Here is a 14,594-nt window from a genome sequence, read left to right as displayed (position 1 = left end):
GGTCACCGCGGCCCGCCCGGATCGCTCCCCGCGTCCACAACCGACCCACGCACCCAAGGAGTCCCAGTCATGACCTTCCGCAACGTGATCGTCTGCCGGATGGTGCCCGGCGAGGAGAGCGAACGCGTCGTCGCCGACACCTTCGGCTACTACGACCGGACCACCCGCCCGCAGGACCTCGGCGTCATCGGCCGGACCCTGCTCTCCTTCCACGACCTCTACATCCACGTCATCGAGCGGGTCGCCGACCCGGCGGTGACCGGCCAGACCCGTGGGTTGCCCGCCTTCCAGCAGATCGCCGAGGCCATCGCCCCGTACGTGACGCCGTACCCGAGGTACTGGAAGAACCCGTCCGACTCGGTGGCGAAGCAGTTCTACCACTGGGCCCCGGCCGAACCGCCGGCCGGCGAGACGACCGGCCCCAACCGGACAATCATCGTGGCCCGGATCAAGCCCGGCGCAGAACCCGACGTGGCGCGCATCTTCGCCGAGTCCGACGCCGGTGAGCTGCCGGCGCGCCTCGGCGTGACCGGCCGCTGGCTGTACTCGATCGACGACGTCTACCTGCACGTGCTGGAGCAGACCGACGCCTCGTTCGCCGCCGTGCGGGAGAACCACGACACCCCGGCCTTCGCCAAGATCATGGCGGATCTCGGCCCGTACATCAGCGCGTACAGTCCCGACACCTGGCGCGGTCCGGAGGACGCCGTGGCCAAGGAGTTCTACCGCTGGCGCGCCGAGGACTGAGGATCGCCTCGGCCGAGGGCCGGATCCGCGCGCTCGCCCCGGCAAGCAGCGCGCGGATCCGGCCCCCGCCGTCACGCGACGGTGCAGGTGGAGCCGTTGAGGGTGAAGCTCGTCGGCCTCGGGTTGCTGCCGGTGTGGGTGCCGTTGAAACCGATGCTTGTCGAGGCACCCGGCGCGATGGTGCCGTTGTAGGAGAGGCTGGTGGCGGTCACCGCCGTACCGGTCTGCTGGTACGTCGCCGACCAGCCCTGACCGACCCGCTGCCCGGCGTTCGGGAAGGTGAAGGCAAGCGTCCAGCCGTTGATCGCCGTCGTGCCGGTGTTGGCGATGGTGATGTTCGCGGTGAAGCCGGTGCCCCAGTCGTTTGTGCTCCAGGTGATCCGGCACGGCGAGGTCGGCAGCGGCGCCGAGGTGGTCACCGTCACCGTCTCCGTCGGCGTTGAGGCGTTGCCCGCCGCGTCGATCGCGACCACGTGGAAGTAGTACGTCGTCTGCGGGTTCAGCCCGGTAAGCGTGTAGGTGGTGCCGGGGACCGTGGCGACCAGGACCGCGCCCAGCTCGGTGCGGTAGATCCGGTAACCGGTCACGCCCACGTTGTCGGTCGACGGGGTCCAGGTCAGCGTCGCTCCGGTCGAGGTGATCCCGGAGACCGTCAGGCTGCCCGGTGTGCTCGGCGGGGTGGTGTCGCCCTCGTCGACGGCGGGGACGGTCACGGTCAGACTCGGCGAGGTGGCGGAGCGGTTTCCGGCCTTGTCGCGGGCCTGCACGCTGAACACGTACGTCCGGGCGGGGGTCAGGTTGTCGATCGTCACCGAGTTCGTGACGCTGGTGCGGAGCAGGATGGCGTCGCTGCCGACCTCGCGGATGCTGACGCTGTAGTCCTCGATTCCGCTCTCAATGTCGGTGGACGCCGGCCAGGTCAGGCTCACCGTACGGGAGGTGACCGCGGTGGCGACCGGGGTGCCGGGGGTGGTGGGCGGCGTGGTGTCCGCGGTGGTGGTCGGCTCCTGCCCCCAGACTCGCGTCCCGCCGACGTAGAGCGGCACGTTGCGGTTCGGCCCGGCGGTGGCCTGGTACGAGGGATCGTTTGCGGTGTTCCAGGTGCCGCCCTCCGGTACGCCGATCTTGAACTGCACCTCCATCCGGTGCTGGGATTGCCCGGCCGGGGCGATGGTGTACCCGGTGCAGTCGACCTCGACGTACCAGAGATCGCCGCTGACCTGCCGGGCGGTCGACGGCGACGGGCAGCCCTGGGTGTAGCCGGAGGTGACCTGCACCGGCCCGGTGCCGTCGGTGCGGAAGTAGTAGCGGAACTTGGCGTCGGTGAGCGCCCGCGCCGGGAAGGCCGACTTGTTGTAGATGATCGCCTTCAGTCCGGTAGCGCGCGGCTCGTTCTGCATCACCGTGGTCTCCACGGTCAGCTCGTCGATGTCGGGCCGCTCGACGCCGGGGAAGCCCGCCAGCGGAGTGCCGCCGTACTCCTGGGTCAGTCGGGCCAGGGCCGAGGTGAAGCCGGCGTTGTAGTCGGTGGCGACCTCGTTCATCACGTAGTCCGACCGGTTGTCGGTGTACGCGTCGTTTGGCGAGGACGGGCCGCCGACAAGCGCACCGTAGAGGATGTGCCGGGTCTCGGTGGGCACGGTCATGCTGTCCCACCAGGAGCCGTGCGCGGTGCGGTGGTGCGGGTTCTTCGGTGAGTTGGCGCCGAACCCGATCTGGTAGCTGGAGTTGCGCGGGTTGTCGCCGAGCGCGTAGTTGATCTGCCGGACGGCGAAGTCCTTGTAGCGGGTCTTGCGGGTCGCGTCGGTGGTCTTGTCGCTGTAGACGAGCGCGGCGAACGCGGTGTTTGCCGCGTAGCGCAGCGCGCCCCAGGAGTCGAGCACCGCCATCCCGCCGGGCGAGTACCGGATCCGTTCGCCGTTGACGCCTACCGTCCAGAAGTCCAGCCACCGGTTCGCGTCGTCCACGTACTTCTGCTTGCCGGTCAGGTTGGCCAGCAGCACGTACGCGCCGAACTGCTTGTTGTCCCAGGCCACCGTCCACTTGTAGGAGCGGGTGGTGGTCTGCGGCTCGGTGCCGAGCTTGTCGTACTCGCTCTCCGCCTTGGTCAGGTACGCGGCGTCGCCGGTGGCCCGGTACAGCCAGATCGCGCCCCACACCAACTCATCCTGGTAGCCGCTCCACGATCGGTAGAAGCTGGTCGCGTCGGTGATGCACTCGTGGTAGCTCTTCCGCACCGTGTCGGCGAAGGTGTAGAGCTGCCGGGCGTGGGTGAGCAGCTTGTCGGCGTACGCGGCGTCGGTGGGCCGGAACACCATCGACGACGCGGCCATCGCCGCCGCCGTCTCCCCCGCCAGGTCCGCGCCGCCACAGCTGGCATCGATCTTGTACGCGGGCCGCGCCATCGGCATCACCTCGGCCGGTCCCCACCACTTGTGGTCGTCGTCGCCCTTGCCCACCTGTCCGTAGAGGACGTTCGGCGAGGGATGCGCCTTGATGAAGTAGTCGTTGACGAAGCGCAGGTTGTTCAGCAGGTGGGTGAGCTGGCCGGAGGCGACATAGCCGGCGCGGTACTCCACCGCACCCCAGGCCAGCATGGTGGCGCTGAACGCCATCGGAAAACCGAACTTGACGTGGTCACCGGCGTCGTACCAGCCGCCGGTGAGGTCCAGCCCGACGTCCGAGCCGTCGCGCAGCGCCGAGTCGCCGCGCCACGAGACCCGGTTCCAGTCCGGCAGCTTGCCGGACTGCTGCGCCTCGTAGAACAGCAACGACTTCTGCAACGCCTCGGCGTAGTTGAAGGCCGGCGCGGCAGCGGTTCCCACGTCCGCCGCCTCTGATCCGGCGGCCGGCGCGGCGGTTGCGGCGGTGGCGGGGCCGCCGATCGCGAGCGCGAGCCCGGTGAGCAGCGCCGTCGCGGTGGTCGAGAGTGTTCGGGGTTGTGCGGCGCCAGCGCGGCGCGGCCAGCTGAGGTGCATACGACTGTGCTCCTGTCGATGCGGGCAGGCAGCACCGGCCGGGCGCGAACGGACACGACGGGTAGGGAGGCTGCCGGCGTAAGTGGTGGTGGCGGGGGTGTCACATGGGACCGGGAGCGCTCCCATGGATAGCTGACAATGTAATCCGACCAGCCACGCCTTGTGAAGCCCGAACCCCCACCTCCTCCCACCCTCCTCACCCCCACCCCACCCTGTTGATCATGAGGTTGACGGCAGTAGATGATCTTCAAAGTGCCGTCAACCTCATGATCAACGGGGCGAGTGGGGGTGGGGGTGGGGGTGGGGGTGGGGAGGGGGAGGGGAGGGGAGGAGGCGGAGGGCAGGGTACCCGAACCGGGTGCCCTGCCCTCCTCACCGGCCTCCGCACCGGAGGTCGGTCATCTGTTCCTCGTCGTCAGCCGGCGATCTGCACCGGTGTCGCGAGGTCGGTCCTCAGCCGGTGCTTTCCACCGCCGTCGGCAGATCCGCTCCCGCGACCGACCGATCAACCGGCCGGCCGGTGGTCAGGGGCACGGTGAGCGTCAGCAGGCCGGCGTCCTGCTGGACCCGGGTCGGCCGGGACAGCCGGCGCAGCGTACGCAGCATCGGCGTGTTCTCCGCCTGCACGTGCAGCACCATCGCGGCGTAGCCGGCCGACTCGGCCTGCCGGGTCAACCGCCGCAGCAGGGTCGAGCCCAGCCCGCGCCGCTGCCAGTCGTCGCGTACCAGCAGCGCCAGCTCGGCCTCGTCGCCCTCGGCGAGAAGGTTCGCCATCGCGACGACCGACTCCGCCGCCCCGTCGGAGCCGGTCGTCGCGGCGATCAGGGTCAGCCCGCGGGCCGGCTCCAGCAGCCGACGCAGGCGGGCCGGGGAGGGCAGTGACGCCCCGCCCAGATAACGGCGCTGGCGGGTACGCGCCGAGCAGACCTGGTGCAGCTCCAGCACACCCGCCAGGTCGTCGGCGCCCGCCGGCCGTACGGTCAGCTCGGCACCGTCGGGCAGGACCACGGTGACCTGCTCGGCGCACCGGCGGGTCGCGGCGGCACCCACCTCCAGCAGGGCCTGGGCGCGGGCGTACTCGGCCGGCGTGAAGCTCGGCGCAACGCGGCGCAGCAGGTAGGAGCCGCCGTTCGGGTCGGTCAGCAACATCGTCATGCCGTCGATCCCCGACCGGGTGGCGGCCGGCACCGGTCGCCAGGTCACCTCGTCCGCGCCGAGCAGGGCCCGCAGCACCTCGCCTGTCGCGTCCGGGTCGTGCACCAGCCGGGCGGCCAGCCCGAGTACCCGGGTCGGCTGGTCGGCCAGGCCGCGCGCCTCGCTGCGCGCCACCCAGCAGTGCCGCCCCCGGCCCCGCTCCACGGCGGCGATCAGCTCCGCCTCGTCAAGGGTGTCCGGCGCGTCGACCAGGAAGTCGTCGACGGCACCGCCCTCGGTGGTGTGCACCTGCACGCTGAGAATGTTGACTCCACGCAACGCGAGGCTCGCCGTGAGCACCGACAGGTAACCCGGTCGGTCGTCCACGGTGGCCCGGATCCGCCACAGCGTCATGGTTGCCTCCCTTCCCGTGTCACCCTCGCTGCCGGCTGTTGCGGGCCGGTTGCCCCGCCGTGTCCGGCCGGGAGCGGCCCTGCGTCGTGCGTCACAGTCGCTCCGGCGAGGTCACGGGTTGGCGCTTACCGGCGGGCTACCGACCAGGTCGAGCCGGTCGCCGAGGATCACCGCGCTGGCCCGGACCAGCTGGGCCAGCCGGTCCACCTCGGTGGAGTGGAACGCGGCGGGGCTGAGGGTGTCGCTGTGTTCCCGGGAGACCACCAGGACCAGCCCGGCCCGGCCGAACGGTGCCACCGCGAAGTGGCCGCCGTCGGGCATGGTCATCGACCGGGCGCGCAGCGGCGTCACCTCCGGCAGCCGGGGCGGTACGGGCGTACGCCAACTGGCGTGCCCCACCGTCGCGCCGCCGCCACCGGTCCGGGAGGCCCAGTCGACCGGCACCACCGCCGCGACCGCCCACTCGGCGGCGAGCAGCCCCGGCACCGCGTCGACCACGGTGGCCAGCCCGTCGGCCGGGTTGGCGGCGACCTGAGCCAGCAACTCGGCGTCCTGGCCGGTGGTGGTGGGCGCGCCGATCGCCCGCCACACGCCGTCCACCCGGACCCCGGGGATCGCCGCCAGGCCGGCCAGCAGGCGTTCCACCCGTGCGGCCCCCGGCCACACCACGGTGAAGTCGTCGACCGCGCGCCCGCCGAGGCGCTCCAGCACGACCACCTGCACGATGTCCGCGCCCGACACCCCGAGGGTGCGAGCCACCTGCCCGAGCGTTCCCGGACGGTCCGGCAGGGTGACCCGAACGCGCAGCAACATCGCAACCCCTCCGCTCGGCGAGCCGGCACAGTGTCGGCAGGCTGATCAGCAGCCTGACAGTTGACCATTTCGTCCCCGTTGCGGCGGCATGTCCCCAGGGCTAAACCTGACCTTGACAAGCCTCGCGAGCTGCCATGGACTGTCCGGATGACCGATCCGGCGGACGAGACCCCGATCCCGGCCGCCGGCTCCCCCGCCGGCCTGGATCTCGACCGGCTCACCGGCTATCTCGCGGTGCACCGGCCCGACCTGGTCACCGGGGGGCTGCGGGCGCAGTTGATCGCGGGCGGCCGGTCCAACCTGACCTACCGGCTCTGGGCCGGCGACCAGGAGTTGGTGCTGCGCCGGCCGCCGCTCGGGCACGTGCTGGCCACCGCGCACGACATGGCCCGCGAGTTCCGGGTGATCTCGGCGTTGGCGCCGACCGACGTGCCGGTACCCCGGGCGGTGCTGCTCTGTCCGGACACCGACCCGATCGGCGCGCCGTTCTACCTGATGGAGAAGGTGCCCGGCGAGGTGTTCCGCAGCCGGGCCCAGACCGATCGGCTCACCGTCGAGCAGCGGCGCGGGTTGGCGATGGCGATGATGGACACGCTCGCCGCGCTGCACGCCGTCGAGCCGGCGGTGGTCGGCCTGGCCGACTTCGGCCGCCCCGAGGGCTACCTCGCCCGGCAGGTCCGCCGCTGGTCCGGCCAGTTGGACCGCTCCCGCAGCCGGCCCCTGCCCGGCATCGACGAGCTGCGCGACCGGCTCGCCGCCACCGCACCCGAGGGCCGGTACGCCGGCCGCGTCGTGCACGGCGACTACCGGCTGGACAACCTGCTCGCCACCGTCGACCCGGTCACCGTGACGGCGGTGCTCGACTGGGAAATGGCCACCCTCGGCGATCCGCTGGCAGACCTCGGGCTGCTGCTGACCTACTGGACCGTCCTCGGCGACAGCGACCTCAACCGCGACCACGAGAGCGCCGGCAACCCGGTGGTCGCCGACGCCCTCGGTCCCCGGGCCGGCTTCCCCGACGCGACGGAGTTGATCGACCGGTACGCCGCCGGCAGCGACGTGGACGTCGGCCCGCTGCACTGGCACGTCGCGCTCGGCTGCTTCAAGCTCGCCGTCATCTGCGAGGGCATCCACTACCGGCACACCCTCGGACAGACCGTCGGCGCGGGCTTCGACGCCATCGGTGCCATGGTGGCCCCGCTTGTCGCCCACGGACTGAGCACCCTCGGGGAGGCGTGATGGACTTCGCGTACGACGAGCGCACCGAACGGTTGCGCGCCGAGTTGACCGAGTTCCTGACGGAGCACGTCTACCCGGCCGAGGCGGTGAACGCCGCGCAGGTCGCCGCCGCCGGTGACCCCTGGGCGCGACCGCCGGTGCTTGCCGAGTTGCAGGCCGAGGCCCGCCGACGCGGCCTGTGGAACCTCTTCCTGCCCGATCCGCGCCACGGTGCCGGGCTGACCAACCTCCAGTACGCCCCGCTCGCCGAGCTGACCGGGCGCAGCCCGCACCTCGCCCCGGAGGCGCTCAACTGCGCCGCGCCGGACACCGGCAACATGGAACTGCTTGCCGAGTTCGGCTCTCCCGCCCAGCGCGAGCGCTGGCTGACCCCGCTGCTGGCCGGCGAGATCCGTTCGGCGTTCTGCATGACCGAACCCGACGTGGCCTCCTCCGACGCGACGAACATCGCCACCTCGATCCGGCGCGACGGGGACCACTACGTGATCGACGGCCGCAAGTGGTGGTCGTCCGGGGCGATGGACCCGGCCTGCGCGCTCTTCGTCGTGATGGGCCGGACCGATCCGGGTGCCGACCGGCACCGGCAGCAGAGCATGATCCTGGTGCCCCGGGACACGCCCGGGGTCACCGTCCGGCGGGGCCTGACCGTCTTCGGCTACACCGACGCGCCGCACGGCGGGCACGCCGAGATCGACTTCGACGGCGTACGGGTGCCGGCGGAGAACCTCGTCGGTGCCGAGGGCGCCGGTTTCGCCATCGCCCAGGCCCGACTCGGACCCGGCCGGATCCACCACTGCATGCGCCTGATCGGCATGGCCGAACGGGCCTTGGAGCTGCTCTGCCGGCGGGCCATCGAACGGATCGCGTTCGGCCGCCCGCTCGCCGAGCAGGGCGTGGTCCGGGAGTGGATCGCCGAATCCCGGGTCCGCATCGAGCAGGCCCGGCTGTTGGTGCTCAAGACGGCCTGGTTGATGGACACCGTCGGCAACAAGGGCGCGCACACCGAGATCCAGGCCATCAAGATCGCCACTCCGGCGATGGCCGAGTGGGTGATCGACAAGGCGATCCAGGCGTACGGCGGTGCCGGGGTAAGCCAGGACACTCCCCTGGCGGCGCTCTGGGCCCAGGCCCGCACCCTCCGGCTGGCCGACGGGCCGGACGAGGTGCACCGGGCCAGCCTCGCCCGACGCGAGCTGCGCCGCTGGCGTACCCCGCCGGTCTAGGCGGAGGCGCGCTCGACGAGCTCGGTGTCCAGAACGAGGTGCGGTGCGGGAATCTCCTCACCGCGGATCCGGGCGACCAGCAGCCGCGCCATCTGCCGCCCCATCTCGTCGGCCGGCTGGAAGACCGAGGTCAGTGGCGGGTCGGTCTGCCGGGCGATCGGCGCGTCGTCGAACCCGATCACCGCCACGTCCTGCGGCACCCGTCGGCCCGCCTCGCGCAACGTACGCAGCGCGCCGCAGGCCATCAGGTCGGCGGCGACGAAGACCGCGTCCAGGTCGGGGCAGCGCTCCAGCAGCCTCCGCATGGCGGTGGCGCCGCTCTCCTCGCTGAAGTCGCCGTACCCGATCAGGTCGGGGTTGATGCCGAACCCGGCGGTACGCACCGCGTCCCGGTACCCGGCCAACCGGGCCAGGCCGACGCCCATGTCCTGCGGGCCGGCGATGGTGGCGATGCGCCGCCGCCCCCGGCCGGCCAGATATTCCACCGCCTGCCGCGCCCCACCGGCGTTGTCCACGTCGACGAAGAAGGCGGGCTGGGCTTCGGGATGCAGCATCCGCGCCGGTCGGCCGCCCAGCACGGTGGGCAGGCCGCGCTCCTCCAGCAGGGTCGGCAGCGGGTCGTCGTCGTGCAGCGACAGCAGGAGTACGCCGTCGACGTGCTGGTTGGTCAGGTGGTGCTCGACCCGCTCCCGCTCCAACGGTGACTGCGCCATGGCCAGCCAGAGTTGCAGCGGTGTCTCCAGCAGCACCGAACTGACGCCCCGTACGACGCCGGCGAAGAACGGCTCGGCGAAGAGCCGCTCACCTGACTCGCTGACCACCAGGGCGACCGAGTCGTTGCGTTGGGTGACCAGGGCCCGGGCGGCCCGGTTCGGCACGTACCCCAGTTCGGCGATGGCCTGCTGCACGGCGGCCCGGGCCTCGGGACTGACCTGGGGAGAGCCGTTGACCACGCGGGAGACCGTCCCGCGACCGACCCCGGCCCGGGCAGCGACCGCGTCGAGGGTCGGGCGCCCGAGTGACCGGGTGCGCTGCGTTGTCATCGTCTGCTCCTCCGACGTAGGCGGCCCCGGCACCTGAATCAGCGTCGATGCCGGGCCGCCCGTTACTGGCTGGCCATCGCCTTATTGTGCGGCCAGACCGTTGCGTCGGATCACCTCCGCGTACCACCTGGCGCTGGACTTGGGAATGCGGGTCTGGCTGTCGTAATCGACGTAGACCATGCCGAACCGCTTGGTGTAGCCCCAGGCCCACTCGAAATTATCCAACAGCGACCAGGCAAAGTATCCCCGCAGGGGCACGCCCGCCTTGATCGCCTCGTGCGCGGCGCGCAGGTGCGCGTCGAAGTACGCCAGCCGCTCGGCGTCGTCGACCTTGCCGTCGATCACGGCGTCGACGAAGGCCGAGCCGTTCTCGGTGACGTAGAGCGGCAGGTCAGTATACTCCTCGTGCACCCGGCGCAGCGTCTCCACCAGGCCGGGCGCGTCGATCTCCCAGTCCATGTCGGTGACCGGGAAGCCCCGGTTGACGAACCGGACGTCCTCGCTGCCCGGCCAGCTGGACGGGGCCCGCCAGTAGCGCTCCGGCTCCTCGCCGGGCACCGGCGCGGCCACCACGTGGCGGCTGTAGTAGTTGACCCCGACCATGTCCATCGGCGTGGCGATGGTGGCCAGGTCCCCGTCCCGGACGTGCCCGAAATCGGTCACCTTGGCCAGGTCGGCGATCAGGTCGCCGGGGTACGCCCCGCGCAGCAGCGGATCGAGGAAGAACCGGTTGGCCAGTCCGTCGATGCGCCGGGCGGCGTCCGCGTCGCCGGGCGCGTCGGTGGCCGGGGTGACCGGGTACAGGTTCACGGTCACCCCGAGCTGCGCCGCCGGCCGGGCCGCGCGCAGCGCCTGCACGGCAAGCCCGTGCCCGAGCATCAGGTGATGCCCGGCGTGCACCGCGGCGGCGCCATCGGAGCGGCCCGGCGCGTGCACCCCGGAGCCGTAGCCGAGGAAGGCCGAGCACCACGGCTCGTTCAGCGTGGTCCAGTACTTCACCCGGTCGCCAAGCGCGTCCGCCATCAACTGGGCGTAGTCGGCGAACCGGGCGGCGGTGTCCCGGGCCGGCCAGCCGCCCGCGTCCTCCAGCTCCTGGGGCAGGTCCCAGTGGTAGAGGGTGAGCCAGGGCTCGATTCCGTTGGCGAGCAGTTCGTCGACAAGCCGCCGGTAGAAGTCGAGCCCCTCGGCGTTGGCCGGACCCGACCCGCCCGGCTGCACCCGCGGCCACGAGACCGAGAACCGGTACGACTTCAACCCCAGCTCGGCCATCAGCCGCACGTCGTCGGAGAGCCGGTGGTAGTGGTCGCAGGCGACGTCGCCGGTGTGCCCGGCGACCGTCTTGCCCTCGGTGTGGCTGAAGGTGTCCCAGATCGACGGCGTACGCCCACCCTCGGCCGCTGCCCCTTCGATCTGGTAGGCGGCGGTCGCCGCGCCCCAGAGGAAGCCGGGCGGGAAGGTCAGCGGCGCACGCTCGTCGAGGACGCCGACTGCGGGCGGGGTGGCGGGGTTGCTCACGACTTGACTGCACCTTCCATGATGCCGCCGATGATCTGACGGCCGAAGACGATGAAGACGATCACCAACGGCAGGGTGCCGACTGCGGTGGCGGCGAAGACCTGGGAGTAGTCGGTGTAGTAGGCGTACGAGAGGAAGGAGAGCGAGACCTGGAGGGTCGGGTTCTCCGGGGTGAGGATCGCGTACGGCCAGAGGAACGAGTTCCACTGCTCCATGAAGGTCAGCAGACCGAGCACGGCCGCGGCGGGGCGCAGCGCGGGCAGCACGATGTTCCAGTAGATCCGGAAGGTGCTGGCGCCGTCGACCCGGCCGGCCTCGATCAGTTCGTCGGAGATCGCCTGCATGGCGTACTGCCGCATCATGAACACGCCGAAGGCGGTGACCAGGAACGGCACGGTGACCGCGTACAGGGTGTCGTACCACCCCAGCGTCTGCATCATGCTCCAGAGCGGAATGATGCCCATCTGGGTCGGGATCATCATGGTGACGATGATCGACAGCAGCAGAACGTTACGTCCCCGGAAGCGCAGCTTGGCGAAGGCGAAGCCGGCCAGCGAGCCGGTGATCACCACCGCGATGGTGACCACCGAGGAGACGATGATCGAGTTCACCAGGCCGGTGAGGAAGTTGGCCGCGTCGTTTTCGAGGACCCGGCCGAAGTTGTCCCCGAAGGACCCGCCCGGAGTGATCGGCGGCGGCACGTCATTGATCGCGTCCAGCGAGCGGGTGCTGATCACGACCATGTAGTACAGCGGGTAGATCGAGAGCAGCGCCGCCATCACGAGCGCGACGTAGGTAAGCGGACTGGTGCGCCACAGGCGCTGGGAAGCCGAGATCATTGGAGATCTCTCCTCACTTGGCCGAGCGGCGGACGAGTAGGAAGTTGATGAGCGACACCAGCACGATGATCATGAAGATCGCCCAGGCCACCGCGGCTCCGTAACCGGCGGTGCTCAGGTTGTAGATGCCCTTTTCGAACATGTACATCGCCAGGGTCTGGAACTCCCGCTGGTTACCGCCGATGACGCTGCCGTTGCCGAAGAGCAGCGGCTCGGTGAAGAGCTGCATGCCGCCGATCGTGGAGAGGATGACCACGAAGATGAAGGTGGGCCTGAGCATCGGCAGGGTGATCTGCCAGAACTGCCGCCACTGGCTGGCGCCGTCGATCTCGGCCGCCTCGTACAGGTCCTTCGGGATGGCCTGCATGCCGGCGAGCAGGATCAGCGTGTTGTAACCGGTCCACCGCCAGTTGACCATTGTGGCGATCGCCGTCCAGGAACTCCACGTCTGGTTGCGCCAGTCGATCGGGTCCACTCCGACGGTGCTGAGCAGCCAGTTGAACAGGCCGAAGTCGCGCTGGAACAGCATGCCGAAGACGATCGCGACGGCGGCCACCGACACCACGTTCGGGACGAAGATCGCCATCCGGAAGAAGGTCTTGGCCCGCAGCATGGTGCGGTTGAGCAGGTTCGCCAGGAAGAGCGCCAGCAGCAGCTGCGGAATGGTCGACAGCAGGAAGATGCCGAAGGTGTTGACAAGCGCGTTCCAGAAGTAGTCGTCGGAGAGCAGCGCGGTGTAGTTGTCGAGCCCGATGAAGGTGTGCTCGCCGATCATGTCCCAGTCGTGCAGGGACATCCAGGCGGTCCGCGCCATCGGGTACAGCTGGAAGACGCCGAAGATCAGGAAGAACGGCGCGATGTAGAGGTACGGCGAGTACTTGAGATCGAAGCGGTTGAGCAGACTTCCCCGCCGCCGGGGCGCTGTGTCGGGAGGCGGTGGTGCTGGCGACGGCGGTGCCGTCGTGGCCGACAGGCTCATGAGGTCATTCCTTTCCCGGCGAGGAACGGGGGTCCTCGCGCAGGGGTGTTACGCGGAGGGGGGACCGACCGATGGCGTCCGGGGAAGTCCCCGGACGCCACCGGTTGGCTATTGGCTCAGAAGGCACCCTGAGTAGCTGCGTCCTTGACGAACTGCTCCCAGGCCTTTTCCTTGCTGGCCTGCCCGCCCTCGAAGGCCCGCATGGCCGGCTCGTACGCGTTCTCCTTCACCGCCTGGTGCTTCGGGCCGAGGTGCACCGGCTCGATCTTGGCGACGCTCTCCCCGAAGATCTTGCCGGTCGGCGCGTTGCTGAAGTACTCGTTGGTGTAGCTCAGGAACGCCTCGTTCTTCAGCGCCTCCAGGTTGGTGGGCAGCGGGCCCTTGAGCTTGAACGCCTCCACCTGGCTGGTCGCGTTGGTCAGGAACTCGGCGAGCTTCGCCGCCTCCTCCGGGTACTTGCTCTGCTCCGGCACGGCCAGCCACGAGCCGCCCCAGTTGCCGCCGCCGCCCGGCACGGCCGCCACGTCCCACTTACCCTTGTTCTCCGCGCCGGAGTTGTCCTGAACGATGCCGAGCATCCAGGACGGGCAGAAGGTGGTCGCGAAGGTGCCCTGCTTGAAGCCGCCGTTCCACTCCGGCGACCAGGTCTGGGCCTTGGCGGAGATGTCCACCATCGAGGTCGCGGTGTCCCAGGCGTTCTTCACCCCGGGGCTGCTGTCCGCGATGATGTTGTTTTCCTTGTCGTAGAACAGATCGCCACCGTGCTGGAACAGCACACCGTTCGAGACCGCGGTGATCGAGTCGACGAACGCCTTGCCAGTGGCCTGCTTGTACTTCTGACCGGTCTGGTGGTAGGCGTTCCAGTCCGGCCAGAGGGCCGCGACCTGGTCGCGCTCGGTCGGCAGGCCGGCCGCCTCGAAGAGGTCCTTGCGGTAGCAGACGGCGAGGCTGCCGACGTCGGTGGGCAGGCCGAGCAGCTTTCCGTCCGGCGTCTTGCCCAGCTCCCACTTCCAGGGCAGGTATTCCTTGGAGTGGTCGGGGATCAGCGGGGCCAGGTCGACCCAGTTGCCCGGGTTGGCCTTGAACTCGTTGAGGATGCCCTCTTCCAGGGCGGTCACGTCGGCCGCGCCCTTGCCGGTGGCCAGGTAGCGGACCAGCTTGGGCCGGTACTCACCGAGCTGGGCGGTCTTGCGCAGCTCGATCTTGATGCCGGTCTGCTGCTCGTACTGCTTGACGAGTTCGTCGTAACCGAACTCGCTGAAGGTGTCGACGACCAGCTTGGCCGGCTTCTCGCCGGCGGCCGGCTTGTCGTCGTCCTTACCGCAGGCCGCGAGACCGCCGACAGCGGTGATCGCGGCCAGGGTGGCTGCCGCCATGCGGGAACGCCGCGTGGTGAGGCTCATCCTGGGCCCTCTTTCGATGGTGAGGCTGATTTTTGTGGTGGGGGTGCCGCAGCGTCTGCCGGCACCGACCGTTCGGCCGGCGGCGGCGCCCGGGGGCGGGACTGTGATCCACGCCTCTTGGGAACGCTCCCATGAGATTGCCGGGAGGTGTCGGGAGTGTCAATAGTCCACTGGGAGCGTTCCCAGATCGTTACCGCTAAAAGGGTTTAATCGATGGACATATTGCCGGCCGGTGGCTACCACTCACCAGGGCACATCGACGGAACC

11 protein-coding genes are annotated in these 14,594 nt (G+C 70.1%); 3 read left to right on the top strand and 8 right to left on the bottom strand.

The window, feature by feature from the left end:
- The first annotated feature begins 69 nt into the window (after window positions 1-69).
- The gene (locus tag QQG74_RS08730; protein ID WP_341719772.1) at window positions 70-747 is read left to right on the top strand and encodes a TcmI family type II polyketide cyclase; all 678 of its coding nucleotides are present in this window, start codon (window positions 70-72) and stop codon (window positions 745-747) included.
- A 71-nt stretch (window positions 748-818) separates the two neighbouring features.
- Here the strand turns inward: QQG74_RS08730 and QQG74_RS08725 are convergent, their stop codons facing one another.
- The 3 genes from QQG74_RS08725 to QQG74_RS08715 form a co-directional block, all read right to left on the bottom strand.
- Window positions 819-3,725 carry a glycoside hydrolase family 9 protein gene (locus QQG74_RS08725; RefSeq protein WP_341719771.1) on the bottom strand — a complete coding sequence of 969 codons (2,907 nt, stop codon included), beginning with the start codon at window positions 3,723-3,725 and terminating at the stop codon, window positions 819-821.
- Window positions 3,726-4,178: 453 nt separating this feature from the next.
- Window positions 4,179-5,273: a GNAT family N-acetyltransferase gene (locus QQG74_RS08720; RefSeq protein WP_341719770.1), complete on the bottom strand. Its 1,095-nt coding sequence runs from the start codon at window positions 5,271-5,273 to the stop codon at window positions 4,179-4,181.
- 111 nt (window positions 5,274-5,384) lie between these two features.
- Complete coding sequence (locus QQG74_RS08715; protein ID WP_341719769.1) at window positions 5,385-6,086, bottom strand: amino acid-binding protein; 702 nt, start codon at window positions 6,084-6,086, stop codon at window positions 5,385-5,387.
- Window positions 6,087-6,233: 147 nt separating this feature from the next.
- Between QQG74_RS08715 and QQG74_RS08710 the strand changes: the two genes are divergently transcribed.
- On the top strand, window positions 6,234-7,325 hold the full coding sequence (locus tag QQG74_RS08710) for a phosphotransferase family protein (protein WP_341719768.1): 1,092 nt from the start codon (window positions 6,234-6,236) through the stop codon (window positions 7,323-7,325).
- On the top strand, window positions 7,325-8,548 hold the full coding sequence (locus QQG74_RS08705; RefSeq protein WP_341719767.1) for an acyl-CoA dehydrogenase family protein: 1,224 nt from the start codon (window positions 7,325-7,327) through the stop codon (window positions 8,546-8,548). The genes QQG74_RS08710 and QQG74_RS08705 overlap by 1 nt, the downstream gene beginning before the upstream one ends.
- Here QQG74_RS08705 and QQG74_RS08700 read toward each other — a convergent pair.
- From QQG74_RS08700 to QQG74_RS08680, 5 genes are all read right to left on the bottom strand, one after another.
- Window positions 8,545-9,591, bottom strand: coding sequence for a LacI family DNA-binding transcriptional regulator (locus QQG74_RS08700; RefSeq protein ID WP_341719766.1), 1,047 nt, complete (start codon window positions 9,589-9,591; stop codon window positions 8,545-8,547). The two genes, QQG74_RS08705 and QQG74_RS08700, sit on opposite strands and share 4 nt — an antisense overlap.
- Before the next feature lie 81 nt (window positions 9,592-9,672).
- Window positions 9,673-11,106 (bottom strand): GH1 family beta-glucosidase, encoded by a 1,434-nt coding sequence (locus QQG74_RS08695; protein ID WP_341719765.1) that lies wholly within the window; start codon window positions 11,104-11,106, stop codon window positions 9,673-9,675.
- Window positions 11,103-11,945 (bottom strand): carbohydrate ABC transporter permease, encoded by an 843-nt coding sequence (locus tag QQG74_RS08690; protein WP_341719764.1) that lies wholly within the window; start codon window positions 11,943-11,945, stop codon window positions 11,103-11,105. The genes QQG74_RS08695 and QQG74_RS08690 overlap by 4 nt, the downstream gene beginning before the upstream one ends.
- A 13-nt stretch (window positions 11,946-11,958) precedes the next feature.
- Complete coding sequence (locus tag QQG74_RS08685; protein WP_341719763.1) at window positions 11,959-12,924, bottom strand: sugar ABC transporter permease; 966 nt, start codon at window positions 12,922-12,924, stop codon at window positions 11,959-11,961.
- Window positions 12,925-13,040: 116 nt separating this feature from the next.
- Window positions 13,041-14,327, bottom strand: a complete 1,287-nt coding sequence (locus tag QQG74_RS08680; RefSeq protein ID WP_341719762.1) for an extracellular solute-binding protein — start codon at window positions 14,325-14,327, stop codon at window positions 13,041-13,043.
- Window positions 14,328-14,594: the final 267 nt, after the last annotated feature.

Source organism: Micromonospora sp. FIMYZ51, assembly GCF_038246755.1.
In the GTDB taxonomy this organism is placed as follows: domain Bacteria; phylum Actinomycetota; class Actinomycetes; order Mycobacteriales; family Micromonosporaceae; genus Micromonospora.
This window is presented reverse-complemented; position numbering and strand designations above follow the sequence as displayed.

Excerpts from the sequence above, each read along its gene's own strand:
- QQG74_RS08715 (WP_341719769.1), bottom strand. The coding sequence starts at position 6,086 with ATGTTGCTGCGCGTTCGGGTCACCCTGCCGGACCGTCCGGGAACGCTC.
- QQG74_RS08690 (WP_341719764.1), bottom strand. The coding sequence starts at position 11,945 with ATGATCTCGGCTTCCCAGCGCCTGTGGCGCACCAGTCCGCTTACCTAC.
- QQG74_RS08685 (WP_341719763.1), bottom strand. The coding sequence starts at position 12,924 with ATGAGCCTGTCGGCCACGACGGCACCGCCGTCGCCAGCACCACCGCCT.
- QQG74_RS08730 (WP_341719772.1), top strand. The coding sequence starts at position 70 with ATGACCTTCCGCAACGTGATCGTCTGCCGGATGGTGCCCGGCGAGGAG.
- QQG74_RS08725 (WP_341719771.1), bottom strand. The coding sequence starts at position 3,725 with ATGCACCTCAGCTGGCCGCGCCGCGCTGGCGCCGCACAACCCCGAACA.
- QQG74_RS08720 (WP_341719770.1), bottom strand. The coding sequence starts at position 5,273 with ATGACGCTGTGGCGGATCCGGGCCACCGTGGACGACCGACCGGGTTAC.
- QQG74_RS08680 (WP_341719762.1), bottom strand. The coding sequence starts at position 14,327 with ATGAGCCTCACCACGCGGCGTTCCCGCATGGCGGCAGCCACCCTGGCC.
- QQG74_RS08710 (WP_341719768.1), top strand. The coding sequence starts at position 6,234 with ATGACCGATCCGGCGGACGAGACCCCGATCCCGGCCGCCGGCTCCCCC.
- QQG74_RS08700 (WP_341719766.1), bottom strand. The coding sequence starts at position 9,591 with ATGACAACGCAGCGCACCCGGTCACTCGGGCGCCCGACCCTCGACGCG.
- QQG74_RS08705 (WP_341719767.1), top strand. The coding sequence starts at position 7,325 with ATGGACTTCGCGTACGACGAGCGCACCGAACGGTTGCGCGCCGAGTTG.